At 51.2% G+C, this 24,045-nt stretch carries 22 protein-coding genes, 23 tRNA genes, 1 rRNA gene and 1 riboswitch; of the genes, 42 read left to right on the top strand and 4 right to left on the bottom strand.

Going from position 1 to position 24,045, the window contains the following annotated elements; translation table 11 throughout:
• From rrf to EDC33_RS00120, 24 genes are all read left to right on the top strand, one after another.
• A 5S ribosomal RNA gene (gene rrf / locus EDC33_RS00005) occupies positions 1-94 on the top strand; the annotation flags it as partial.
• Between the two features lie 22 nt (positions 95-116).
• A tRNA-Val gene (locus EDC33_RS00010) sits at positions 117-192 on the top strand.
• Between the two features lie 7 nt (positions 193-199).
• A tRNA-Thr gene (locus EDC33_RS00015) sits at positions 200-275 on the top strand.
• Positions 276-290: 15 nt separating this feature from the next.
• A tRNA-Lys gene (locus tag EDC33_RS00020) sits at positions 291-363 on the top strand.
• Between the two features lie 5 nt (positions 364-368).
• Positions 369-450: transfer RNA gene (locus tag EDC33_RS00025), tRNA-Leu, on the top strand.
• Between the two features lie 6 nt (positions 451-456).
• A tRNA-Gly gene (locus EDC33_RS00030) sits at positions 457-531 on the top strand.
• Between the two features lie 7 nt (positions 532-538).
• Positions 539-627: transfer RNA gene (locus EDC33_RS00035), tRNA-Leu, on the top strand.
• Positions 628-647: 20 nt separating this feature from the next.
• Positions 648-721, top strand: a tRNA-Arg gene (locus EDC33_RS00040).
• Between the two features lie 12 nt (positions 722-733).
• Positions 734-807: transfer RNA gene (locus tag EDC33_RS00045), tRNA-Pro, on the top strand.
• 16 nt (positions 808-823) lie between these two features.
• Positions 824-899 (top strand) — tRNA-Ala (locus EDC33_RS00050).
• A gap of 25 nt (positions 900-924) precedes the next feature.
• A tRNA-Met gene (locus EDC33_RS00055) sits at positions 925-998 on the top strand.
• Positions 999-1,002: 4 nt separating this feature from the next.
• Positions 1,003-1,079: transfer RNA gene (locus EDC33_RS00060), tRNA-Ile, on the top strand.
• Positions 1,080-1,101: 22 nt separating this feature from the next.
• Positions 1,102-1,194: transfer RNA gene (locus EDC33_RS00065), tRNA-Ser, on the top strand.
• 10 nt (positions 1,195-1,204) lie between these two features.
• Positions 1,205-1,278: transfer RNA gene (locus EDC33_RS00070), tRNA-Met, on the top strand.
• 18 nt (positions 1,279-1,296) lie between these two features.
• Positions 1,297-1,372 (top strand) — tRNA-Asp (locus EDC33_RS00075).
• A gap of 14 nt (positions 1,373-1,386) precedes the next feature.
• Positions 1,387-1,462 (top strand) — tRNA-Phe (locus EDC33_RS00080).
• A gap of 8 nt (positions 1,463-1,470) precedes the next feature.
• Positions 1,471-1,546, top strand: a tRNA-Thr gene (locus tag EDC33_RS00085).
• 16 nt (positions 1,547-1,562) lie between these two features.
• Positions 1,563-1,643 (top strand) — tRNA-Tyr (locus tag EDC33_RS00090).
• Positions 1,644-1,648: 5 nt separating this feature from the next.
• Positions 1,649-1,722, top strand: a tRNA-Trp gene (locus EDC33_RS00095).
• Positions 1,723-1,727: 5 nt separating this feature from the next.
• Positions 1,728-1,803, top strand: a tRNA-His gene (locus EDC33_RS00100).
• 6 nt (positions 1,804-1,809) lie between these two features.
• A tRNA-Gln gene (locus tag EDC33_RS00105) sits at positions 1,810-1,881 on the top strand.
• 6 nt (positions 1,882-1,887) lie between these two features.
• Positions 1,888-1,961: transfer RNA gene (locus EDC33_RS00110), tRNA-Cys, on the top strand.
• Between the two features lie 15 nt (positions 1,962-1,976).
• Positions 1,977-2,048 (top strand) — tRNA-OTHER (locus EDC33_RS00115).
• A gap of 21 nt (positions 2,049-2,069) precedes the next feature.
• A tRNA-Leu gene (locus EDC33_RS00120) sits at positions 2,070-2,154 on the top strand.
• 254 nt (positions 2,155-2,408) lie between these two features.
• On the opposite strand, the gene EDC33_RS00125 is transcribed toward EDC33_RS00120, so the two are convergent.
• Positions 2,409-2,558 carry a sporulation protein Cse60 gene (locus EDC33_RS00125; protein ID WP_124009807.1) on the bottom strand — a complete coding sequence of 50 codons (150 nt, stop codon included), beginning with the start codon at positions 2,556-2,558 and terminating at the stop codon, positions 2,409-2,411.
• Positions 2,559-2,639: 81 nt separating this feature from the next.
• Between EDC33_RS00125 and EDC33_RS00130 the strand changes: the two genes are divergently transcribed.
• Positions 2,640-4,388, top strand: coding sequence for an alpha/beta hydrolase family protein (locus EDC33_RS00130; RefSeq protein WP_124009808.1), 1,749 nt, complete (start codon positions 2,640-2,642; stop codon positions 4,386-4,388).
• Positions 4,389-4,416: 28 nt separating this feature from the next.
• Here the strand turns inward: EDC33_RS00130 and EDC33_RS00135 are convergent, their stop codons facing one another.
• On the bottom strand, positions 4,417-5,523 hold the full coding sequence (locus tag EDC33_RS00135; protein ID WP_124009809.1) for a 5-methyltetrahydropteroyltriglutamate--homocysteine S-methyltransferase: 1,107 nt from the start codon (positions 5,521-5,523) through the stop codon (positions 4,417-4,419).
• Positions 5,524-5,608: 85 nt separating this feature from the next.
• Positions 5,609-5,705, bottom strand: a riboswitch (SAM riboswitch).
• A gap of 168 nt (positions 5,706-5,873) precedes the next feature.
• On the opposite strand from EDC33_RS00135, the gene EDC33_RS00140 reads away from it, so the two are divergent.
• The 17 genes from EDC33_RS00140 (at position 5,874) to EDC33_RS00220 (ending at position 22,683) form a co-directional block, all read left to right on the top strand.
• Positions 5,874-6,404: a YceI family protein gene (locus EDC33_RS00140; protein ID WP_094906025.1), complete on the top strand. Its 531-nt coding sequence runs from the start codon at positions 5,874-5,876 to the stop codon at positions 6,402-6,404.
• A 153-nt stretch (positions 6,405-6,557) separates the two neighbouring features.
• Positions 6,558-7,199 (top strand): YkyA family protein, encoded by a 642-nt coding sequence (locus EDC33_RS00145; protein ID WP_124009810.1) that lies wholly within the window; start codon positions 6,558-6,560, stop codon positions 7,197-7,199.
• Between the two features lie 23 nt (positions 7,200-7,222).
• Positions 7,223-8,089 carry a polysaccharide deacetylase family protein gene (locus EDC33_RS00150; protein WP_124009811.1) on the top strand — a complete coding sequence of 289 codons (867 nt, stop codon included), beginning with the start codon at positions 7,223-7,225 and terminating at the stop codon, positions 8,087-8,089.
• Positions 8,086-9,282 carry a putative glycoside hydrolase gene (locus tag EDC33_RS00155; RefSeq protein WP_124009812.1) on the top strand — a complete coding sequence of 399 codons (1,197 nt, stop codon included), beginning with the start codon at positions 8,086-8,088 and terminating at the stop codon, positions 9,280-9,282. Before EDC33_RS00150 ends, EDC33_RS00155 begins: the two co-directional genes overlap by 4 nt.
• A 146-nt stretch (positions 9,283-9,428) precedes the next feature.
• Positions 9,429-10,079: an HD domain-containing protein gene (locus EDC33_RS00160; RefSeq protein ID WP_124009813.1), complete on the top strand. Its 651-nt coding sequence runs from the start codon at positions 9,429-9,431 to the stop codon at positions 10,077-10,079.
• Positions 10,080-10,113: 34 nt separating this feature from the next.
• Positions 10,114-10,491 carry a DUF6176 family protein gene (locus tag EDC33_RS00165; RefSeq protein ID WP_084217809.1) on the top strand — a complete coding sequence of 126 codons (378 nt, stop codon included), beginning with the start codon at positions 10,114-10,116 and terminating at the stop codon, positions 10,489-10,491.
• Positions 10,466-11,770, top strand: a complete 1,305-nt coding sequence (gene dsdA / locus EDC33_RS00170) for a D-serine ammonia-lyase (RefSeq protein WP_371868312.1) — start codon at positions 10,466-10,468, stop codon at positions 11,768-11,770. Before EDC33_RS00165 ends, dsdA begins: the two co-directional genes overlap by 26 nt.
• 77 nt (positions 11,771-11,847) lie before the next feature.
• Positions 11,848-12,978, top strand: a complete 1,131-nt coding sequence (queG, locus tag EDC33_RS00175) for a tRNA epoxyqueuosine(34) reductase QueG (protein WP_124010622.1) — start codon at positions 11,848-11,850, stop codon at positions 12,976-12,978.
• Positions 12,979-12,987: 9 nt separating this feature from the next.
• Positions 12,988-13,458: a tRNA (uridine(34)/cytosine(34)/5-carboxymethylaminomethyluridine(34)-2'-O)-methyltransferase TrmL gene (gene trmL / locus EDC33_RS00180; protein WP_124009815.1), complete on the top strand. Its 471-nt coding sequence runs from the start codon at positions 12,988-12,990 to the stop codon at positions 13,456-13,458.
• A gap of 11 nt (positions 13,459-13,469) precedes the next feature.
• A complete protein-coding gene (gene nfsA / locus EDC33_RS00185) occupies positions 13,470-14,207 on the top strand; it encodes an oxygen-insensitive NADPH nitroreductase (RefSeq protein WP_124009816.1) in 738 nt (245 codons plus the stop codon).
• Between the two features lie 305 nt (positions 14,208-14,512).
• Positions 14,513-15,106: a 6-phosphogluconolactonase gene (locus tag EDC33_RS00190; protein ID WP_124009817.1), complete on the top strand. Its 594-nt coding sequence runs from the start codon at positions 14,513-14,515 to the stop codon at positions 15,104-15,106.
• Positions 15,107-15,120: 14 nt separating this feature from the next.
• The gene (locus EDC33_RS00195) at positions 15,121-15,315 is read left to right on the top strand and encodes an SAS053 family DNA gyrase inhibitor (protein ID WP_094905300.1); all 195 of its coding nucleotides are present in this window, start codon (positions 15,121-15,123) and stop codon (positions 15,313-15,315) included.
• 68 nt (positions 15,316-15,383) lie between these two features.
• On the top strand, positions 15,384-16,772 hold the full coding sequence (fumC, locus tag EDC33_RS00200; protein WP_124009818.1) for a class II fumarate hydratase: 1,389 nt from the start codon (positions 15,384-15,386) through the stop codon (positions 16,770-16,772).
• Positions 16,773-16,782: 10 nt separating this feature from the next.
• Entirely contained in the window at positions 16,783-18,309 is a 1,527-nt protein-coding gene (gene ppx, locus EDC33_RS00205) for an exopolyphosphatase (RefSeq protein WP_094905302.1), read from the top strand.
• Between the two features lie 37 nt (positions 18,310-18,346).
• A complete protein-coding gene (locus EDC33_RS00210) occupies positions 18,347-20,467 on the top strand; it encodes an RNA degradosome polyphosphate kinase (protein WP_124009819.1) in 2,121 nt (706 codons plus the stop codon).
• A 105-nt stretch (positions 20,468-20,572) separates the two neighbouring features.
• Positions 20,573-22,075: an anthranilate synthase component I gene (gene trpE, locus EDC33_RS00215; RefSeq protein WP_094905304.1), complete on the top strand. Its 1,503-nt coding sequence runs from the start codon at positions 20,573-20,575 to the stop codon at positions 22,073-22,075.
• Positions 22,076-22,086: 11 nt separating this feature from the next.
• Entirely contained in the window at positions 22,087-22,683 is a 597-nt protein-coding gene (locus tag EDC33_RS00220) for an anthranilate synthase component II (RefSeq protein WP_040106516.1), read from the top strand.
• A 22-nt stretch (positions 22,684-22,705) separates the two neighbouring features.
• Here the strand turns inward: EDC33_RS00220 and EDC33_RS00225 are convergent, their stop codons facing one another.
• Both EDC33_RS00225 and EDC33_RS00230 read right to left on the bottom strand, forming a co-directional pair.
• Positions 22,706-23,533 carry an RluA family pseudouridine synthase gene (locus tag EDC33_RS00225; RefSeq protein ID WP_040106517.1) on the bottom strand — a complete coding sequence of 276 codons (828 nt, stop codon included), beginning with the start codon at positions 23,531-23,533 and terminating at the stop codon, positions 22,706-22,708.
• Positions 23,534-24,040, bottom strand: coding sequence for a thioredoxin family protein (locus EDC33_RS00230; RefSeq protein WP_124009820.1), 507 nt, complete (start codon positions 24,038-24,040; stop codon positions 23,534-23,536). It lies immediately after the preceding gene.
• Positions 24,041-24,045: the final 5 nt, after the last annotated feature.

The raw sequence follows: 24,045 nt of genomic DNA on the forward strand, positions 1-24,045 counted from the left end.
GCCCCACCTGTTCCCATGCCGAACACAGCAGTTAAGCTCTCCAGCGCCGATGGTAGTTGGACTGACGTCCCGTGAGAGTAGGACGCCGCCGGGCAGTATACAATTTAATATTAAATGGAGAATTAGCTCAGCTGGGAGAGCATCTGCCTTACAAGCAGAGGGTCGGCGGTTCGAACCCGTCATTCTCCACCATTTAAATGCCGGTCTAGCTCAATTGGCAGAGCAACTGACTTGTAATCAGTAGGTTGGGGGTTCGATTCCTCTGGCCGGCACCATTTAATCAATATGATGAGCCATTAGCTCAGTTGGTAGAGCATCTGACTTTTAATCAGAGGGTCAGAGGTTCGAATCCTCTATGGCTCACATACGCGGGTGTGGCGGAACTGGCAGACGCACTAGATTTAGGATCTAGCGCCTTCGGGCGTGGGGGTTCGACTCCCTTCACCCGCATTATTTGCGGAAGTAGTTCAGTGGTAGAACACCACCTTGCCAAGGTGGGGGTCGCGGGTTCGAATCCCGTCTTCCGCTCCATTATTTCGCCGGGGTGGCGGAACTGGCAGACGCACAGGACTTAAAATCCTGCGGTAAGTAATTACCGTACCGGTTCGATTCCGGTCCTCGGCACCAGTATAGGAACATATCATAATGCGCCCGTAGCTCAATTGGATAGAGCGTTTGACTACGGATCAAGAGGTTAGGGGTTCGACTCCTCTCGGGCGCGCTTTATTACTTACGGGAAGTAGCTCAGCTTGGTAGAGCACTTGGTTTGGGACCAAGGGGTCGCAGGTTCGAATCCTGTCTTCCCGACTCTTAAGAAAAAAATGGGGGCTTAGCTCAGCTGGGAGAGCGCCTGCTTTGCACGCAGGAGGTCAGCGGTTCGATCCCGCTAGTCTCCACCATTTTACTTAAAACTATATTTTTCATGGCGGTGTAGCTCAGCTGGCTAGAGCGTACGGTTCATACCCGTGAGGTCGGGGGTTCGATCCCCTCCGCCGCCATATTGGACCTTTAGCTCAGTTGGTCAGAGCAAACGGCTCATAACCGTTGGGTCGCAGGTTCGAGTCCTGCAAGGTCCACCATCGTTTTATTTTCATATCATACGGAGGAATACCCAAGTCTGGCTGAAGGGATCGGTCTTGAAAACCGACAGGGGCTTAACGGCCCGCGGGGGTTCGAATCCCTCTTCCTCCGCCATTATTATTATCGCGGGATAGAGCAGTCTGGTAGCTCGTCGGGCTCATAACCCGGAGGTCGGTGGTTCAAATCCACCTCCCGCAATTTATTTTATTTATAAGTGGTCCCGTGGTGTAGCGGTTAACATGCCTGCCTGTCACGCAGGAGATCGCGGGTTCGATTCCCGTCGGGACCGCCATTTAAAATTCAAGTGGTTCAGTAGCTCAGTCGGTAGAGCATGTGATTGAAGCTCACAGTGTCGGCGGTTCGATTCCGTCCTGAACCACCATTTGTGTTGCCGGTCTAGCTCAATTGGCAGAGCAACTGACTTGTAATCAGTAGGTTGGGGGTTCGATTCCTCTGGCCGGCACCATTTTTTGCGGTATCATGGAGGGGTAGCGAAGTGGCTAAACGCGGCGGACTGTAAATCCGCTCCTTCGGGTTCGGCAGTTCGAATCTGCCCCCCTCCATATATAGGGGTATAGTTCAATGGTAGAATAGAGGTCTCCAAAACCTTTGATGTGGGTTCAATTCCTACTACCCCTGCCAATATGGCGGTTGTGGTGAAGTGGTTAACACACCGGATTGTGGTTCCGGCATTCGTGGGTTCGATCCCCATCAGCCGCCCCATTTTATTGGGCTATCGCCAAGCGGTAAGGCAACGGTTTTTGGTACCGTCATGCGCAGGTTCGAATCCTGCTAGCCCAGCTTCAAGGCGCCATAGCCAAGGGGTAAGGCCGAGGACTGCAAATCCTCTATCACCGGTTCAAATCCGGTTGGCGCCTCCATTTTCTTATTCCCATGCGGAAGTAGTTCAGTGTTCAGAACATGCTTCTACCTGAAGCAAGACATAGGTTCAAATCCTATCTTCCGCTTTATAATTTTATTAATACTGGGCCACCGTGGCGGAATTGGCAGACGCGCTGGACTCAAAATCCAGTTCCCATTGCGGGAGTGTCGGTTCGATCCCGACCGGTGGTATAACTTGTTTTCCAAAACAATATAAATGATATGTTTAATAATTGCCCGAAGGCAGTCAGAATGAATCATTTCATCTGGCTGCTTTTTTGCGTCCCAACAATACGAGGAGGAGATAGTACGAGTAACAACGACAAGACCAAGAACGTTGCAGTTCTTGTAAAAGAAATACTGCAGAGGAGATAATACCTTCCTCAACAGCAACCAACAACTAAAGAAGCCCTGCACTTCAATTTTCCTGAAGTGCGGGGCTTCTTTTACTCCCTGTAGATTACCAGGGCAGCGTATGAACTGCCATTGGAGAACTTGATGTCGAGGATCTCCAGCTGATGATTTTCATCGAGGAATGCATTCACTTTCTTTTCGAGACCCTTCTCCGTCATCGCGCTCAGTGTCTTGACTTTCATAATGGGATGCTCCCTTCATTAGTATTTGTCCCCATTATCATCCAAAGTTGACAGAAAAGTCGCTTAATATAGTAGAATGGGATGAAAGTCATAGATAAAGGGGAAAACATGATGGGGACATTCACCAAATATATGAATCTGAAATACAGTAGGGAAGAGAAGGCATTATACTTCATAAGCTGTGAAAGCGGCATGCACCAGCTGTGGAAGTACAATCCGTCAACAGGCAGGAAAATGCAGCTCACCAGGTTCGAACAGAACGTCAAGAACTATTGGCTTGAAGATGGACACATTACAATCGCAGCGGACTACCATGGAAACGAGCGGAACCAGTTCCACATGATGGATGGCGAGGACATCGGGACGCTGATTGAAGATCTCGACTACTTCCACCATTACGGGGAATATGATGATGATCAGAACATATATACCATGGTCCGCAACCACCATGAATCCTCCAATTTTGACCTTTGCCTTGTCCATGCCAAAGGTTCTGTCAGAGTGCTTCGAACTTTTGATGGACCAGTCCATTTCATTTCCGAACTCCCTGGGGACAGACTGCTGCTGTCGAAAGATGTGAATAACATTGATGAAGCGCTGATGATCTATGATATGGATAAGGATGAAATGGAGGATGTACCGTTGACCGAAGCCCGATTCTCCGCCTTCAAGTTCCATGAAGACAGGTGCCTGTGCCTCAGCGACATGCATGATGGATACATGAACGTCCATGAAATCAACGTGGAAGAGGGCAGTCATAGGCGACTCACCGCATTCGAATGGGACGTTGAACATTTCAAAGTATCCGCAGACAAGACGGAAGCAATTCTTTCGTGCAATGAGAATGGACAATCCGTACTCTATCGGATGGATCTTGAAACATCGTCGACCGAGAAACTGGAGGTCATAGACGATGGTGTCGTGCATTCTTTGGCCTACGGAGAAGGGCGTGAGCTGTTCCTGATCCATTCCTCGGTCGACCAGCCGCATCGTATATGCCGCCATTCACTTGAAACCGGTGAGATGGAAACTGTGCTCGGAAACACTGATCAGGCATCGGAAGTTTCGTGGCGCATATCATCCTACCGTTCATTTGACGATCTGGAAGTGCCATATTTCATATATGAGACGGACCAGGAAGGGAAGAAGACCGTCATCCATATACATGGAGGCCCGGAATCGCAGGCCAGACCGGAATTCAATGCGCTCTATTACCAGCTGAACAGAGCAGGTTTCCAGGTCGTTGTGCCGAATATCAGGGGCAGCAAGGGCTATGGTCGCAGCTATCTTAAAGCTGATGACAAGGAGAAGCGCCTGGATGCGATGAAGGATGTCATCGAACTGAGGCGTCATCTGATGGAGGGTGGAATGGCCGAAGACTCCCGAATCTCGGTGATGGGCAGGAGCTATGGCGGGCTGATGACGCTTCTTCTGGTTACCCATCATTCCGAACTTTGGGCCTCTGCAGTGGATATCGTCGGCATCTCGCACCTCAGGACCTTCCTAGATCATACACCGCCATGGAGAAGGGCGCTGCGTGCTGCAGAATATGGCTCGATAGAAGAATCAGGTGCGTTTCTGGACGACATCTCGCCCCTCTCGAGAAGCAAGGATATATCGGTGCCGCTGATGGTCTTCCACAGCCACCACGACGCCCGTGTCCCATACAGCGAATCGGTCCAGATGGTGGAGGCGATGAAGGAGAACGGGCAGTATGTCGGGTTCACGGCATATGAAAACGAGGGGCATACCTACATGCATCAGGAGAACATCGATGACATGAACAGCAAGATACTCGAATTCTTCAACCGGACATTACAGCATCCATAAAAATAAGGCCCTCAACGGGGCCTTATTTCTATTCTTCCAGAAGTTTCTCTGCAAGCGATACGATATATTCAAGCTTCTTCCACTGGGCATCTTCAGTAAGTTCATTGCCGTGGTGTGTAGAGGCGAAACCGCATTGGGGACTCAGGCAGAGCTGATCTTTGGAAACATATTTCGATGCTTCCGCAACGCGTTCCCTTATCACATCTTCATCCTCGAGCTCACCATGCTTTGAGGTGAACAGTCCAAGGACGACCCGCGGGCCTTCTTTAGGAATGTAGGAGAGCGGTTCGAAGTCTCCGGAACGGTCATCGTCATATTCGAGGAAGAATCCGTCAACCTTCTCTTTGGCAAAGAGCACGGGGGCGATTTTGGCGTAGCTGCCCTCGAATGCCCATTTCGACCTGTAATTTCCGCGGCATAAATGTGTGGTGATGACCATGTCCTCAGGTTTCTTTTCAAGTACGCCGTTCAGCACCCTCAGTGCCAGATGGATCAGGGATTCCCTGTCATAGCCGCTGTCATTGAATGGGATCTCCGGCGCATTGAGTCCGGCAATGTATACATCATCGAACTGGAGATAGCGGCACCCTGCATCATAGAACGCCTGTACCGCATCCTGATAGGCCTTGATGACGTCCTTGGCATATGCTTCGACATCGGGATATATATCCTGGTTCCGTATGCCGGCATTGAACATCTGGTTCGGGCTTGGAATCGTCTGTTTAGGTACCGCCCGGTCGCCCACGATCTCCTTGAATTCGATGAAGTCCTTTATATGCGGATGCTCTTTATTGAATGCGATTTTTTCTGTGACACGTACATCATACCGTTCGGTCTCGATGCCGTCGAACTGGAAGCCTGTATCGGGCACATATCCTTCCACGCCGTCCAGGTGTTCAAGGAAATCGGTATGCCAGAAGCGCCTTCTGAATTCGCCGTCGGTGACCGCCTTGAGTCCCACTTCAATCTGCTTGTCGACCACTTTCCTGATCTCTTCGGTCTCGATTTCCCTCAGCTGTTTATAGGAGATCCTGTCCTCCTGATGGTCTTTGCGCGCCCTATGTATGCTGTCGGGCCGCAGCAGGCTCCCCACGTGATCTGCCCTGAATGGTGCTTCGACTGCCGTTTTCGTCATGCTGATCCCTCTTTCCAATAATATTAATATAATAAAATCCCCAATTGTCCGAAGTGGATAAATTGGGGATGATGATCATCCATTCATCTCATCTTCGAGCAGTGCTCCTGGAATTAGCACGGTACCTGGGGTCCGCTGCTGAGGTTTCATCGGGCCAGTCCCTCCACCTCTCTCGATAAGAGTATCAATTATTATATTACATCATACTCTAAAGGATAAAGAATTTTCTGTCAAGTATCCTCCTGAGATCATTATTATATATATTTAATAATTAACTTGCATAAAGTAAGTAAGTGGTGTAAAATATAATTATCTTGAATTAGAGATAATATTATTGGAGGTTTTTAATGATGACAACGTTCGTAACAGATCCAGCCCACTCCGAAGTGGGATTCCAGGTAAAGCACATGATGGTATCAAAGGTGAAGGGGCACTTCGAAGATTTTCATTTTGAAGTGAAAACAAACAATCTCGAAACTTTCGAGGATGCCGAAGTTCATGCAGAAATAGATGTAAACAGCATAAGCACCAAAAATGAAGACCGGGACGCACATTTGAAATCAGAAGATTTCTTCAATGTGGAAAAGAATCCGAAAATCACGTTCAAATCGAGTAATGTCACTAAGTCCGGGGATACTGTATCGGTGACGGGTGAGACGACGATGAACGGCATCACGAAGGAAATGACAATCGACCTCCAGTACAACGGTAAGGGTACAAACCCCTGGGGCCAGGAAGTCCATGGCTTCGAAGCCGAGTTCACAATCAACCGTGAAGCATTCGGACTGACATGGAACCAGCAGCTGGAAACAGGCGGTGTACTGGTGAGCAAGGATGTAAAGGCACAGCTTGAGCTCCAGTTCTCCGAAAAAAGTGAATAGGCATAGAAGATGAAGATATTCCTTTCAGACCGGTCTGGAGCCAACTATTGGCTCCAGACCGTTTTTTCATAGTGAGAAGGTCGATATTGTAATTTACTATATATGCAAGCATTGCTATAATTTATGGGAATACATATATAAAGGAGATGAACTATGCCTTTCCATTATCGTAATATGGCCGCCGTTATCCTGGCCGCCACATTACTGATGCTCGCAGGATGCAGCAGCCCGGCCGAAAAGGCACAGACATCATTGTCAGACATAGAGGAACTGCAGACGTCAGTCATGGAATCATTCACACAGCTGGCTGATTTGGAAAATCGTCTGCAGACGGAATTTGAAGCCGCATTGACTGAAGATGAAAGTTTAAGCACATTATCTGATGGTTCTGCCGAGGTTCATGCAAATATAGAAGAAAGGCGGGAATTATTGGAAAAGCTGTCAGAAAGCAATGAAGAAACCCTCAGCCAGCACGAAGAGATGCTGCAGATCGACAATGATGAAATGCCAGCGGAGGCGTTCAACGGTGTGCTCGGTTCCCTCGACTCCATGACGGAATCACTTGATGCATTCACGGAGTCCTATGGAGCACAACTGGATTCCGAAAAGACATATTTTGAATCGCTGGGTCAGGACGAAGCGGACTATGAAACATTCCAGGATGGAATTGAACGCGTCAATGATGAAATGGAAGGCACCCGGGAAATCCGGAGGGAACTCGACCAGGCGTTCGTGGAACTGGAGGAAGCCCGCAATATGCTGAATGCACAGTTGGAGGAAGAAGCTGATGAATAGAATGAGCGATAGGGAGGCACAAGATGTTTAAACAGGGATTTATAGTGACCGTGCTATGCAGCAGCATGCTATTGGCCGGCTGCCGGGATGGTGGGGAAGCGGACATTGCGGATTCAGCTGAACAGGATGAAATTCAACGGGAACAAACGGTACAGGAGGAACAGGCTCCAGCATCGGATGACGGGATGGAAGAAGCAGAAGCGACACAGAAAGAAGAAGATGCTGAAGCGCCCGATTTCCAATACGAAGTCAACCCGGATACATATGCCATCCAGCCGATTGAAGGCAGCGGTGCAGACCCGCAGGTTGCCCTCCTGACCTATGATGATGCACCGGATGGCCACGCCGTGCAGATAGCAGAAATTCTTGCGGAACATGAGGCCCCTGCGATATTCTTCGTCAACGGGATGTACCTCGAATCGGATGAAGGTCAGGAAGCCCTCCGTAAAATCCATGGGATGGGTTTTGAAATAGGGAACCATACCGAGACGCATGCAAGCCTTCCCGAGCTGTCTGTTGAAGCGCAGCGTGAAGAGATTACAGCTACAAGTGAACGGGTTGAAGCGATTATAGGTGAGCGCCCCCGCTTCTTCCGGGCACCATTCGGGCAGAACACGGAAGCCTCCCGGGAAATCGCAGAGGAGGCCGGAATGAAACTTATGAACTGGACATACGGATATGATTGGGAATCGGAATACCAGGATGCTCCGGCATTGGCGGACATCATGGTCAATACCGAATACCTGAACCACGGAGCAAACCTCCTGATGCATGACCGCGCCTGGACACGGGATGCGTCGGCACAGATAGTGGAGGGCCTCAGGGATAAAGGCTATGCACTTGTCGATCCCGAGACCATTGCTTCCTCAGAGAAGGAGGCCGCACAATGAGACGGAAGATTTTCATCATCGGCCTCATCTATATGGCCGTTGCACTCCTCTTCCCCTCTGGAGCGTCAGCCGAAGAGACGCAGTTCATCAAGCTGAGTGACGCTCCATTGTTGAGCATGCCCGAGGAACTGCCGGACAAGTTCACATACGATGACGGTGTCGACATCGCCTATCCGGACGAAGGCGTCAAAGGCATCTACGTGTCCGGTTATTCAGCCGGTGGGGAAAGGATGGCGGATCTGACGGCACTTTTGGACGAGACGGAACTGAATGCGATGGTCATTGATGTCAAGGAGGACCATGGCAACATGATGATGGACCTCAATTCGGATATGGAAATGGTCCAGAATGCCTCCCTTGACCATATCGACCCTACAGTTCTGATGGAAAAAATGGAGGCGGCCCAGATCTATCCGATCGCGCGGGTCGTCGTATTCAAGGATTCACTGCTTGCCGCAGAACGGCCGGATCTTTCATTTACACATCCTGATGGCACCGTATGGAAGAACGGACGCGGAGAGAGCTTCGTCAATCCATTTTCCAGGGAAGTGTGGGACTACAATGTGGAAGTGGGCAAACAGGCTGCAAAACTCGGATTCAAGGAGATACAGTTCGACTACGTCCGCTTCCCGGAAGGGTTCGAACACCGTGCGGATACACTGGAATATACACGCGGCGGCTATGATGAGGGCGGCCAGGACGGCATCCAGCAGCGTGTCGATGCAGTGACCGATTTCGTCGCCTATGCCAAGGAGGCACTCAGACCATATGATGTGGATGTATCCGTGGATATATTCGGCTATGCTGCCACACAGGAGGAGGCACCCGGCATCGGCCAGAATTTCTCGAGGATATCGGAGAACGTTGACGTCATCTCCTCGATGATCTACCCGAGTCACTGGGGAGACGGCTACTTCGGAGCGGAAAAGCCCGATCTTGACCCTTACCGGGTCATCTCCGGCTATGCCCAGGTGGAGAATGAAGTGCTGGATGCGCTCGAAGACCCGCCGGTCTCGAGGCCATGGCTTCAGGACTTCACGGCTTCATATCTCGGCAGTGGGAACTACAAGCCATATGGGGCGGCTGAAGTGGAGGCGCAGGTACAGGCGCTCTATGATAATGGAATAGAGGAATTTCTGCTGTGGGATGCCTCCAACCGGTATTCACGCGGGGTGGACTATTCCAAGGAATAGTTCCGCTGTTCATTTCAAAACGGGATACGATGCTTTGGCATTGTTCCCGTTTTTTGTGGGACAACCCGGCACCGCAATCATGATATAATAGCCGGTGAATGAACCACTGCAGGTTCCAGCATGAAATTTGAAAAGGAGCATGGATTATGGATCACCACAGCATCATCGAAGAAGCAAAGGCACGGGTATATGAATTCCACGATTCGGACAGTACGGGACATGACTATTGGCATGTCATGCGTGTATATAATAATGCACGGATGCTCCAGGCAGAAGAGGGGGGAGACCGCTTCATAATAGAGGTGGCGGCCCTTTTCCATGACATGATCGACTATAAGCTGACTGATGACGAACATGCACAGATTGATGCCATAAAGGCATTCCTCGAAGCGCGCGGAGTCGGAGCAGATGTGATCGAACGCATCATCCACGCCATGCAGGCGGTCTCCTACAAGGGCGGGAACAATACCGTCGAAGTCGCCACTGTAGAGGATGCGATCGTGCAGGACGCCGACCGCCTTGATGCGCTCGGTGCTGTCGGTATTGCACGCACTTTCATATATGGCGGCAATAAGCGGCATGCACTCTATGACCCGGACCGGGCTGCACGCGAGGAGCTGACGTTCGAACAGTACAGCAGGGAAGATAATACAATGATCAACCATTTCTATGAAAAGCTGCTCAAGCTGAAGGGTCTGATGCATACGGACGCTGCAAAACGGGTGGCGGAAGCGCGCCATCAGTTCATGGAAATGTATCTGGAGCAGTTTTATGAGGAATGGGAAGGCAGGCGGTGACCTGCCGATCAAAGCAATGAAAGGAGGAAGACAAGTGAGAGTAGAACTGACCAAATTCAAGGTGAAGGCAAATAAAAGCCACAAAGTGGATGAATGGATGAAGTATATAGAGGAGAATATGGACGATGCGCTCCTTACGCTCGAGGGCGAGAAGATGTATGTAGAGACGATATTCAGGGAACAGGAAGGCAACCATGAATACCTCTACTGGTACAGTGTGCAGGAGAGTGATATGGAAGATGATGAAGATCTCAAGATCAACCAGCAACTGGTCGATTTCTTTGACGAGTGCATCGATAAGACTTTCCAGCCGCTCGACCTCGATGCATCCGTCGTGATGATGCCGAAGCGCATCAGAAATGCCATGTTCAACAGTGGACAGGAGGATGATTATGAAGAACCGGTTGATTGATCAGCATCCGATCATCGGCCAGATGGCTGCCGGCGAGTCGGTGTTCTGGAAGAATGAATACTATACGGCATTCGAAACGGATGCTCCAGACGCCTTTCTGAAGCGCGAAGACATCATGGAGGCAGACAGGCGGTTGAGCCGTTTTGCACGTTTCATGGAATCTGCCTTTCCGGAGACGAAAGCGCAGGACGGCATCATCGAGTCGCCATTGGTACATGCAGATGGGATGAAGGATTTTCTTGGCGAAAGGTATGGGACGTCCATAGCTGGACCGCTCTACATCAAGGCGGATGACAGTCTTACGGTGTCGGGCTCCGTAAAGGCGCGCGGCGGCATCTATGAAGTGCTGAAGCATGCCGAAGACCTTGCCCTGGAGCACGGGATCATCGACCAGACTCAAGACTATGCACAATTTGATTCAGAGAAGTTCAGGAAGTTCTTTTCGGAATACACCATCGTCTGCGGATCGACCGGGAATCTCGGCCTCTCCATCGGCATCATCGGTGCGGCCCTTGGATTCAAGGTCGTCATCCACATGTCGAGTGATGCGAAGCAGTGGAAGAAGGACATGCTGCGCCACAATGGCGTAAAAGTGGTCGAGCATGAGGACGACTACAGCAGAGCGGTGGAAGAGGGACGGGAAGAAGCCCTGCGGGATGATAAGGGCTATTTTGTCGACGATGAAGATTCAGAACCGCTCTTCCTCGGCTACGCTGTGGCCGCACTGCGTCTTGAAAAGCAGCTTGAGGCACAGGGCATCACTGTGGATGAAGCACATCCGCTCTATGTATATCTCCCATGCGGGGTTGGAAGCGCACCGGGAGGCATCAGCTTCGGCCTGAAGCATGTATTCGGTGATGCGGTCCACCCAGTGTTCGCCGAACCGGTACAGTCCCCATGCATGATGCTTGGAATGATCACGGGGATGCATGATGAAGTATCGGTGCGCGATATCGGCCTCGACAACAGGACCATTGCGGACGGGCTCGCAGTCGGGAGACCTTCAAAGTTTGCAGGGAAGCTTCTCTCAGGCAGCATCCACTCTTTCTATACCGTCCAGGATGCTGAAATGTACACGCTTCTGGCCGAACTGTACGACCGTGAGGGCATGAAGGTCGAGCCGTCTGCAGCAGCTGGCCTGCCAGGTCCTGCCATCCTCCACCAGAATACGGGGCGTCCTGGAATCCGGAACGCCACACATATCGTCTGGAGCACGGGCGGCAGCATGGTGCCTGAAGAGGAATGGCGGAAGGACTACTTGAGGGGCAGCCGCGGCTGATTGTCAAAAAGCGGGGCAGGTAGTATAATATCTAGTTGAATTTGGCTGCGGCCGAAGTTTTGAAAGCAGGTGAAGAGATGGAACGGTCCGAATTCAAAAAGAAAGTGGTCGACTATGCGCATTCGATAGGGATAGATCAGATCGGCTTCACCCATGCGGAACCTTTCACGGAATTCAGGGAGAAGCTCATCGACTATCACAGGAGGGGATATGCTTCCGGTTTCGAGAAGGGGTCGGTGGATGAACGGACGGAGCCCCGCCTCTCGCTCGGCTCGGCAAGGAGCATCATCTCCATTGCGGTCGGGTATCCGAACCGGCTGCCGGATGCACCCAAGAGCAGGAAGGGGGAGCGCCGCGGCATGTTCGCCCGGGCTTCATGGGGTGTCGATTACCATACATTGCTCAACAGAAGGCTCGCCAGACTGGAAGATTATATAAAATCGCTGGATCCTTCCATCGAGTGCAGGTCCATGGTGGATACAGGTGTGCTCAGCGACCGCGAAGTGGCGCGGCGCAGCGGCCTCGGCTACATCGGCAAGAATGGCTTTGTGATCAACCCGGAGCTCGGTACATACTCCTATCTTGGTGAAATGATCACGAGCTACCCCTTCCCACCCGACGAAGAGCTGATCGATTCCTGCGGCGACTGCAACCTGTGCGTCGACCGGTGCCCCACGGGAGCACTTGTCGGAAACGGTCAGCTGGATTCGCAGAAGTGCATCTCCTTCCTCACCCAGACGAAGGGATTCCTGCCGGATGAATACCGCGGCAAGATCGGCAACCGGCTGTACGGCTGCGACACTTGCCAGCAGGTCTGCCCGAGGAACAAGGGCATCAATACGGACCATCATGCCGACATTGTGCTCGAACCCGAAATATTGAAGCCTGAACTGACTGGCCTGCTTGAGATATCCAACAGGGATTTCAAAGAGACATACGGTCATTTGGCCGGTGTGTGGCGGGGGAAGAAGCCGATCCAGCGCAATGCCATCATCGCACTCGCCCATTTCAGGGAGGAGTCGGCTGTCGACACGCTGAAGCGTGTGGCGGAGAATGATCCGCGTCCGGTCATAAAAGGGACGGCATATTGGGCGATCGGGCGGATCCTCGGGGATCGCGCGCTTGATTATATAAGTGAAAGATATAAAATGGAGACGGACGAAGCAGTCAGGGATGAAATGCTGAAGGGCGTCCAGGAAGTCGCCTAGGAGGTTACAATGGCAAACCATATTGTTCTATACCAACCAGAAATACCATCGAATACAGGGAATATAGGCCGCACGTGTGCGGCCACGAATACCACACTTCATCTGATCAGACCACTTGGGTTCTCGACTGATGATAAAATGCTCAAAAGGGCGGGCCTCGATTACTGGCCCCATATCAATGTCGTCTATCATGATTCTGTGGAGGATTTTTTCGAAGCCACGGAGGGCACCTACTACCTGCTTACGAAATTCGCAGAAAAATCCTATGCGGACATGGATTTCAGCAGCCGTGAAGCGGAACACTACTTCATCTTCGGCAAAGAGACGTCCGGACTCCCGGACTGGATGAAGGAGAAGTACCGGGAAACGCTCCTGAAGGTGCCGATGAGCGGGAAAGTCAGGTCCCTCAATCTGGCCAACACCGCAGCCATTCTGATATACGAGGCGCTGAAACAGCAGGATTTTCCACAACTAAATTAGGAGGCAATACAATGAACCAAGTGATAGATCTATTGAAGAACCACCGTTCCATCCGCAAGTTCAAGGATGAGCAACTGGATCAGGATACAATCCGGGAACTGGTCACCGCCGCCCAGGCGGCGAGTACATCAAGCTATGTACAGGCCTACAGCATCCTCGGCGTCACGGATCCCGACAAGAAGGCGGCGCTCAGGGAGATCAGCACCCAGCCGTATGTGGAGCACAACGGGCACCTGTTCGTCTTCCTGATGGACTACAATCGTCATGTCGAACTTTCCAAGGAGAAGGGGACGCCGATCGATCATGACAAGACCGAGCAGCTCATCGTGGGCACTGTCGATGCGACACTCGCTGCCCAGAACCTCGCGGTGGCAGCTGAAAGCATGGGACTCGGCATGTGCTACATCGGCTCACTGAGGAATGATATGGCACGCGTCATAGAGATTCTGGAACTGCCGAAAGGAGTCGTCCCCCTGTTCGGTATGGTGGTCGGCATACCCGATCAGGAAGGCAGCCAGAAGGAAAGGCTGCCATTCGAAGCGGTCTACCACGAGAATACCTATACACCGGTCGCAGAGGTGAAGGATGCGATCGACAGTTATGACGCACGCATCAGTGCGTACTATAAGGAGCGCTCAGGCGGCAAGCGGGATGATTCCTGGAGCGACCAGGTCATCGGCATGCTCAGCAAGAAGCAGCGCCTTGATGTGGATCAGGTCCTCAAAGGACAGGGATTCCTCGGACAATAAAAAATAAAGCCATGCGGGATATCCCGCATGGCTTTATTTCTATTGACTGAGCTTTTCATCTCCGTCATCCTTGTAGCCCCATTCGGAGTCACGGCTTGAAGAGAGGATGGCGGTGATGAAGGATATGCTTACCATGAGTATCAGAAATGCTTTCATAAACTAGCGCCTCCTATATTTCCATACATATACACATTATAAACCATATGCTGAAAAGAAAAAAGCTGAAAAGGGGGAAAAGTTTTGTTAGAAATAGTTCCGATGAGGGTAGAATATAAAAGACATTGAGAAATCTAGGAGGAATCAACATGGCAATGAACTTTAAGATCTTCAAGGACAAGGAACTGGTCAGCATCTATCTTGCTGATATCATCAGAAAGCAGGTCCATAATAATCCAACCAGCGTGATGGGTCTTGAAATGAATGAAGAACTGGATTGGACCTACCAGAAATTTGTCGGCGAATCCAAACAGCATCCGGCTGATTTCTCACAGATATACCTCGTGACCATCAACAAGGATGGGGACACGGAAATATTCGAAAAACTGGATATCCCGGATAATCAGCTGAAGCGTGACGGTTCTGTGGATTCGATGAAAAAGGTGCTGGACGACAAGGACCAGCTGAATCTTGCAGTCCTCTCGATCGGTGCGAACAAGAATCTCGGCTACAATGATTCAGACGGCAACGACCACCTGTTCGACTCAAGGGAACTCATCCTTGTGGCTACAGGCAACGACAAGGCGGATGCCATCAGGGATCTTTATGATGCGGTCGAGAATGACAAGGATGACTTCGGCAAAGTGAAGAAGCACCGCATGGTGACGGTGGTCATGGATACTGAAGCGGCGTCCCGGCTCGACCAGGACATCGTCGACTACTACACTTCCGAATTCGCCTAGGAACGGGGGAGAACATGAAAAAGGACAAGGATATCGACTACAGGAACGACATTGAACCGGACGAAAATGAGATGACTGAAGATATGGAAGATGTGAAGGCGCTGGGGAAGGAAATGGAACAGCTTTCCCAGAACGCGGACTATCCGATTGATTCTTCCGATGATGAATCGCATGGTATGGAACCGGAAGACGGGGAAAATAATGAATAACAGATGAATCCTTCTGTAAATTAGTATAAAATATTCTATGAATACTAATTTTTCAGGAGGTTTTTTAATTGTCATATAGAATAGAGAAAGATACGATCGGTGAAATTAAAGTTCCTGGTGACAAATACTGGGCTGCACAGACGGAGAGGAGCAGACAGAACTTCCCAGTGGGCAAGGAGAAGATGCCGATCGAGGTCATCGTAGCATTCGCCCATCTGAAGAAGGCGGCTGCCGTATCGAACCATGATCTCGGAAAGCTTTCAGCAGACAAGAAGGAAGCGATCGTCCATGCCTGCGACAGGATCATCGCACGTGAACTAGACGAGCACTTCCCACTTGTCGTATGGCAGACGGGGAGCGGGACGCAGAGCAACATGAACGTCAACGAAGTGGTCAGCTATGTGGCAAATGAATATCTCGAGGAAAAGGGGAGTGGCGAAAAAGTCCACCCGAATGATGACGTGAACAAATCCCAGAGTTCCAACGACACCTACCCGACAGCAATGCATGTCGCGCTGTATCAGGCGGTCGAGGAGCAGCTTGTACCTGCACTCGGTGTACTCCGTTCGACCTTCGCGGACAAAGAGGCGCAGTTCAGGGACATCATCAAAATCGGCCGGACACACCTGCAGGATGCGACACCGTTGACGCTCGGCCAGGAAATCAGTGGATGGAGATACATGCTCGAGAAGTGTGAGACACTGGTGAACGAATCCAAGAGACAGCTTACAAACCTCGCAATCGGCGGTACGGCAGTCGGTACAGGCATCAACGCACATCCGGAATTCGGCGACCGCGTGGCTAAGGAGATCTCGAAGCAGACAGGCTATGAATTCGTCTCATCCGAGAACAAGTTCCATGCGCTTACTGCACATGATGAAGTGGTCTATCTCCATGGGGCGCTCAAGGCACTGGCGGCAGATTTGATGAAGATCGCCAATGACGTCAGATGGCTCGCCTCCGGCCCGAGGGCCGGCATCGCAGAAATTGAAATCCCTGCAAATGAGCCGGGTTCCTCGATCATGCCGGGCAAAGTCAACCCGACCCAGTCCGAAATGCTCACGATGGTCGCGACCCAGGTGTTCGGAAATGATGCAACCGTCGGATTCGCAGCCTCCCAGGGCAACTTCGAACTGAATGTCTTCAAGCCGGTCATCCTTTTCAACACACTCCAGTCGATCTATCTGCTGGCGGATGGCATGAACACGTTTAACGACAAGTGTGCAGTGGGAATAGAACCAATAGAAGAGAACATTGAACGCTTCCTGAACAATTCACTGATGCTGGTGACTGCACTCAACCCGCATATCGGCTATGAGAATGCAGCCAAGATTGCGAAGAATGCCCATGAAAAGGGGATTACACTCAAAGAGTCGGCAGTCGAATCCGGCCATCTCACTGAAGCGCAGTTTGATGAATGGATCAATCCGGAAGATATGATCCAATCCAAAGATTAGGAGCTTACTTATGAAAAGAATCGGACTTGTGGATATCGGTTCCAACACTGTACGCCTTGTACTTTTCGAATACAATGAAGAGACCGGACTGAAGGAGCTGCAGAACATCAAGACGCCTGCCAGGCTGGCCAGATATCTGGATGAAGACAATGTGATGGCCGAGGAGGGGATCGACAACCTCCTTTCCATCCTCGGCAGCTTCCAGAAGATCAGCGAGAAGTATGATGTGACGGAAATCTATCCTGTGGCGACGGCAGCGATCAGGCAGTCGGTCAACGTCGAGGATATTCTGGAGCGGACGAAAAACGAGGTCGGCATGGAGATCAAAGTCATTACCGGCAAGGAAGAGGCCTACTATGGCTACCATGCCGTCGTCCATACGATCAGCAACATGGATGCAGTGACGATTGATATAGGCGGGGGGAGCACCGAGCTTAACTTCTTCGAGAACAAGGAGCTCATCCATTCCGTCAGCCTGCCTTTCGGGGTCGTCACGTTGAAGTCCATGTTCTTCGAGGGCAAGGATCATAACGATGAAGATGCGCTTGAAGAGACCGAGAAGTATGTCAAGGAGCAGCTGAGATCGGTCAAATGGTTGGCCAAAAGAAGGGTGCCGATCCTGGCGATCGGCGGTAGTGCGCGTAACATTGCGCGCATCCACCAATCCTCCGTCAACTATCCGATCGCAGGCGTCCATGGGTATTCGATGGACCGCAATGACCTGCAGGATGTATACGACCTGCTGGAAAGCACCAAAGGCGACGACCTTGACGACATCGACGGCCTCAGCAAGGACAGGAGCGACATCATCCTGCCGAGTGCCATCGTCTTCAAGTCACTCTATGACCTCGTCAGGGCGGAAGAGTTCAAGTTCAGTCGCCAGGGGCTGCGTGAGGGTCTGGCCATGTCAATCATATCGAAGGATTATCCGGCCGCCTTCAACAAATACCATATTTTCAGGGATTCGCTGATGGAACTGGCGAGTGATTTCCATATCCTGAGAAGCGAAGGTGAAAAGCGGCAGGAGATTGCAGAGCGCATCTACCATGAACTTGCACGCTTCGATTTCATAAAAACGGGCAAGCATGAGAAGTATCTGATGAAGAATGCAGCGCATATCTTTTATCTTGGCGCATTCATCGACCGTGATGCGACGAGTCAGCACACGTATTATATAATTTCCAACAGCAACATCAACGGCATCGTACACGAGGATAGGGTCAGGCTTGCCCTGATGGCGAGCTTCAAGAACAAGACGCTGCTCAAGTTCTATGCCGAGGAGTCAGGGTGGTTCGACAGCAGCGACCTCGATGTACTGCTGACGCTCGGAAGCATATTGAAGTTCTCCAATGCATTGAACGTCTCCAACACGGGCATCGTCCAGGACCTCTACCTGGAAGAGGAGGGGGATGATATGGTCATGACGGTCAAATATAAAGGAGATCCGATTGCCGAGGAGTATCAGGCGACCAGACAGAAGAAGCATATAGAGAAAATTATGGATAAAGATTTGGATATAAGGTTCGTAGAAGTTTAATATTCATCTTTAATTTAGAGGGAGTAGGAGAATAGTGATGGCATATCGATTGAATAATAAGGAGTACTACAACAATCGAGAGTTGAGCTGGCTCAGATTCAATTACAGGGTCATTGAAGAAGCGGCGGACCCCAACAATCCGCTGCTTGAGAAATTGAAGTTTCTGGCGATAACCAGCTCGAATCTCGACGAGTTCTTCATGGTTCGGGTGGCTGGTCTGAAGGACCAGGTGAAGATGAACTACCATGAGCCGGATACTAAGACGCAGATGACCCCAGGGGAGCAGCTTGAGGGCATCAGTGAGCTGAACCGCGAGAACAGTGCTGTCCAGTACGATTATTTCCATCGTCTCATGGCTGAGCTGGAAACGTATGACATCTATCTGAAGCGGCCGTATGAACTCCCGGAGCATCTTCAGGATGAACTTGAAGAAATATTCGATACAGAAATATTTCCGTCTCTTACCCCTCTCGGAATCGACGCCTACCGTCCGTTCCCCAAGCTGATGAATAAAAAGATAAACATATTCATAAACCTGTCGAACGAATTGGGTGAGCAGGCTGCCATCGTCCAGCTGCCTACAGTCATCAGGCGCTATTATGAACTTGAAGATGCAGGCAGGACCTATATCGTACTGGCTGAAGACATCATTGAAGCACACATCAACAAGCTGTTCAAAGGGTATAGGATCGACCGGACATTCCCTTTCAGGATAACAAGGAATGCCGATTTGACGATACATGAAGAAGGAGCCGCGGACCTGCTGATCGAAATCGAAAGGTTCCTCAAGGAGCGGACGAAGGGGGCGGCAGTACGGCTTGAAATCGATATAAGCAGAAATGACACCATCAATGGTTCATTCCTGCGCAATGAGCTGGGGTTGTATGAGCAGGATGTCTACAAGTTCCACGGTCCGCTTGATCTGACTTTCCTGTTCGGGCTGACCGCCTCACTCGGCGACAGGTTCCCGCATTTGACGTACCCGCCGTTCACCCCCCAGGAGCCGAAATTCCTTTCCGGGGCGAACATATATGACAAGGCGCTGAAGGAGGACATATTCTTCCATCATCCTTTCGAAAGCTTCCAGCCGATCGTCGAATTCATGCGTGAAGCAGCCGAGAACCCCGATGTTCTCGCAATCAAGCAGACACTCTACCGTGTATCGAGCGATTCACCGATCATCGAAGCGCTGAAGCGGGCTGCAGAGAATGGCAAGCAGGTGACGGTGCTTGTTGAACTGAAGGCGCGTTTTGATGAGAAGAACAACGTGCAGTGGGCGAAGGAGCTTGAAGATGCGGGATGCCATGTCATATACGGCATGCATTACTTGAAGACGCACAGCAAGATCACGCTTGTGGTCAAACGGGTCGGCAAGAAGCTCGTCAGATATGTTCATCTGGGCACCGGAAACTACAACGATTCGACCGCGAAACTCTACACCGACATGGGTCTCGTGACGACCGATGAGGATATCGGTAATGATGCGATCAACTTCTTCAACTACTTGAGCGGCTATTCGCTGAAGCCGGACTACGAGTCATTGTATGTGGCGCCTTTCGACATACGCGATCTTTTTGCGGAATATATCGACAAGGAGATTGAACTGCACAGGATGCATGGCAAGGGCTATATATTCGCCAAGATGAACTCGCTGACCGACAAGAAGATCATCAACAAGCTGATGCAGGCTTCCCAGGAGGGCGTGAAGGTCGATCTTGTGATCCGGGGCATCTGCTGTCTGAAGTCGGGCATTGAAGGTGTAAGCGATAATATCCGGGTCATCAGCATCGTGGGCAGATTCCTGGAGCATTCCAGAATCTACTACTTCCATCACAACGGTGAAGAGAAGATGTTCCTCTCCTCCGCAGATATGATGACCCGCAACATGATCAAGCGGGTGGAGATCCTCTTCCCGATCAAGAGTACGGCAATCCTTGAAGAGATAAAGTCCATCAACAGGCTCTATCTGATGGACAACATCAAAGCACGTGTACAGAAGCCGGATGGCACCTATGAATATGTCGATAATGAGCATGAACCGAACAGCGCCCAGGTCGAACTGATGCGCCGCGCCGAGAGGAGCGGCAGGGAGCAGCTCGTCCAGAAGGAGAATCAGCTGCTGCTCAAAGTGAAGGACCGCTTCAAACGAAGAAAATAGAATGGATTTGAGCCGGGGACGGAAGTCTCCGGCCTCTTTGCAATTGACTTTGTTTTCTGAATTGTTTAGACTGTCTAGATATAACTAAAATAATGAGGTGAAGATATGACCACGTATGAGGAATTTTTGAAGGATGCCGGGAATCACCGCACTGTACCGGTGATCGAATCGTTCAGCACCGACCTGCTGACGCCTGTACAGATGTTTCATTCTTTGAAGGATGAGGCAGTCTATATGCTGGAAAGTCAGGAACCTGAATCAGCGTGGTCTAACTTCTCCTTCATCGGACTGGACCCGATGGTCGAAATCAGGGAAACCGGACGCCAATTCACCGTCCATGACCTTGAGCGGGGGAGCCGTCTGACGCTGCCTTCGTTCAAGGAGGCATTCGAAGAGACGCTCGGCCGTCTCGAGGTGAAGATACCCGAGATGGATATTCCCTTCAAAGGCGGCGGGGTAGGCTATATCAGCTATGATGCGATATCCGACTACGAACCGGTGCCTAGGGCACCGGAGGAGGCGGTGCAGATTGCGAACTACCACCTGCTCTTCTGCCGATCGCTGCTCGTATACAACCATAATTCAAAAGAGATCCACATCATCCATTTCGCCAGGGTCGATGACGACAGGGACAACGGAGAGATCTACGAGGAATCGATGGAGACGATCGAGCGCATCAGGACGCACCTTCTGCACGACAGCGACCTGTCCGATCTGCTGCTTCCCACTGCGCTGCCGATGACATCCGCCTTCGATCTTGAAAGCAACTACGAAAAGGGAAAGTTCCTATCCGACGTCGAAAAGATCAAGGAGTACATCGAAGCGGGGGACATACTGCAGGCGGTCCTCTCCCAGCGTTTCCACAAGAAGACGGAAAGAAGCGGCTTTGAACTCTACCGTGTGCTGAGGAAGGTCAACCCTTCGCCGTATATGTACTATTTGAAATTCAACGGGCTCGAAGTGATCGGCAGCTCCCCGGAACGGCAGCTGCAGGTACAGGACGGAAACCTTGAGATCCACCCGATTGCCGGCACGAGAAAAAGGGGTGCTACTAAAGAGGAGGACGACAGGCTTGCCAGGGAGCTGCTTGAAGATGAGAAGGAAATCGCCGAGCACCGTATGCTGGTGGACCTTGCGCGGAATGACATCGGCAGGGTCGCCGAATACGGTTCAGTGTCCGTCAGCGAGTATATGGTGATCGGCCGCTTCTCACGCGTGATGCACATCATCAGCAAGGTCAGGGGCAGGCTCAAGACGGGGGTTTCCCCGATAGACGCATTCATCTCCTCCTTCCCGGCCGGTACACTGTCAGGCGCCCCGAAAGTACGGGCGATGCAGATCCTGAGGGAACTTGAGCCGACAGCGCGGAACTTGTATGGCGGGAGCATCCTCTATCTTGGCTTCGATGGGAACATCGACTCCTGCATCACCATCCGCACGATGACATTGGTGGACCAGAACCTCTACATCCAGGCGGGGGCAGGTGTGGTTGCGGATTCGGATCCGGAGTCGGAATATCAGGAGACGATCAACAAGGCGAGCGCACTCGAGCAGACGGTGCACCTGACTGAAAAGATATTCAGCGATGGAAATATACTGAAAGTATAGGGGGAAGGAAAATGATATATATGATCGACCACTTTGATTCCTTCACCTATAATATCGTGCAGGCACTTGGCGAGATGGGTGAGGAAATCGTTGTGAGAAGAAACGATGCAATAGATTTCGACGAGATCGACAGGCTTGCACCGGACCTGATCTTCCTGTCACCGGGACCAAAGCGTCCTGAAGATACGGGGATGACCATGGAGGTCGTCCGCCGCTACAGTGGACAGATACCGATATTCGGCGTATGTCTGGGCCACCAGACCATCGCCCACGTGTTCGGGGGGAGTGTCAGACGGACAGGGAAACTGATGCATGGCAAGACCTCGGAACTCCATCACGGGGACACGGACATATACGCCGGAATATCCCAGGGGTCCGAAGTGATGAACTACCATTCCCTCGTCGTGGATGAAGCGACGCTGCCTGAGTGCATCGTGGTGACGGCGCAGTCGGAACTTGGAGAAATCCTCGGCATCAGGCATGAGTCCCTGCCGGTGGAAGGTGTGCAGTTCCATCCTGAATCCATCGGATCAGCAGAAGGACTGACACTGCTCCGGAATGTTCTGGAAAAGTATTGCAGAAACACAAAAACACCGCTGAAACAATGAAGTTTCAGCGGTGTTTTCTGATTTATAGTGTCTCCTTGTCCAGTTCCACACGTACCGTTTTCTGGAGCAGCGGGTGGATGAACTCTATCCTGTAGCTGAAGAGCTGGAGGTCCCTTAATGTCGAATTTCCATACAGCGGATCTCCGATGACCGGAAAGCCGACATGTGCAAGGTGCACACGGATCTGGTGGGTCCGGCCGGTCTCAAGTTCAATCTCAAGCTCACAGTATTCCGGTGTGACCCTCGATTCGATGACATGCGTGACGGCCGCCTTTCCTTTGGAGGTCACATGATACTTGTTGCGCTCCTTCGGGTTTTTGGCGATCGGTGCATCAATCGTCTGGGGCTCGAGCCGTTTCTTTGTATCCACCCTTGCGATGTAGGTGCGCTTGATGTCCCGTTCACTCAGCATATGGTCGAGCATCTTCTTGACAAGCGGGTTTTTGGCGATCAGGATCACGCCCTTGGTCTCCTGATCGAGCCGGTGTACAGGTTCCAGATAATCCGATTCGATCGTGTATACCGCATGGTTCATGAGCGTGTTCGTCTCGTTCATCTGGTTCGGGTGGGTCTTCACACCCCTCGGCTTGAAGAGCACGGCGAGGTACCTGTCTTCATAAAGTACATCACAGGTGCGGTAGCTCGGCTTGTACTGGCTCTCGGCTCCGGTGTCGGGCAGGACGACCGCATCCCCTGTGTGGATGGGTGCATTAAGTGGGGCCTGTTCCCCATTGATCGTGATGTCCTTCGACATGCGCAGGAAATGGAGCTCCTTCTTTGGAACGTGGAGTGACTTCAGCATGTCTTCAAGTGTCATGCCATCAAAATTTTCGTGGATGTTCACCTTCATCTATTCATCACCAGTCATGCTATTGATGAATTCCACGTAGTCGTCGGCATTGCCCGGGTTGCCCGTCAGCCGGTCGACTTCTTCGCCGTCCTCGAAGTAGGCGAGCGTCGGTGTGGCTTCAATGGCGTATTCGTTCCATGCCTGATCATATTCCAGTATGTTCAGCTGGGTCACTTCCTCGCCAGTCTCATCAAATGCATCCGTCAGGAATGGTGTGGCTGCGATGCAGTGTACACATGTCGGGCTCCAGAAGTAGACGAATTCTCCTTCGCCGCCATCTATGATCTCCTGGGTCTCGTCGAAAGTCTTGTTGTAGTGGTAGTTCTCGTCATCAAGCTTGTCGATCGTCGCACCTTCAAGTTCTTCCGGGTCCTTGTCCGTATACGGATAGTAGCCGGAGTCGCTCAAGTTTTCCGGATCGTTTGAAGCACTGTTCATATAGATGAAGATGCCGACGAAAGCGACGATGATCAGTGCGATGATGCCATAAAATAGTTTATTGCCCATGATTG

Source organism: Salinicoccus roseus, from assembly GCF_003814515.1.
GTDB classification, from domain to species: Bacteria; Bacillota; Bacilli; order Staphylococcales; family Salinicoccaceae; genus Salinicoccus; species Salinicoccus roseus.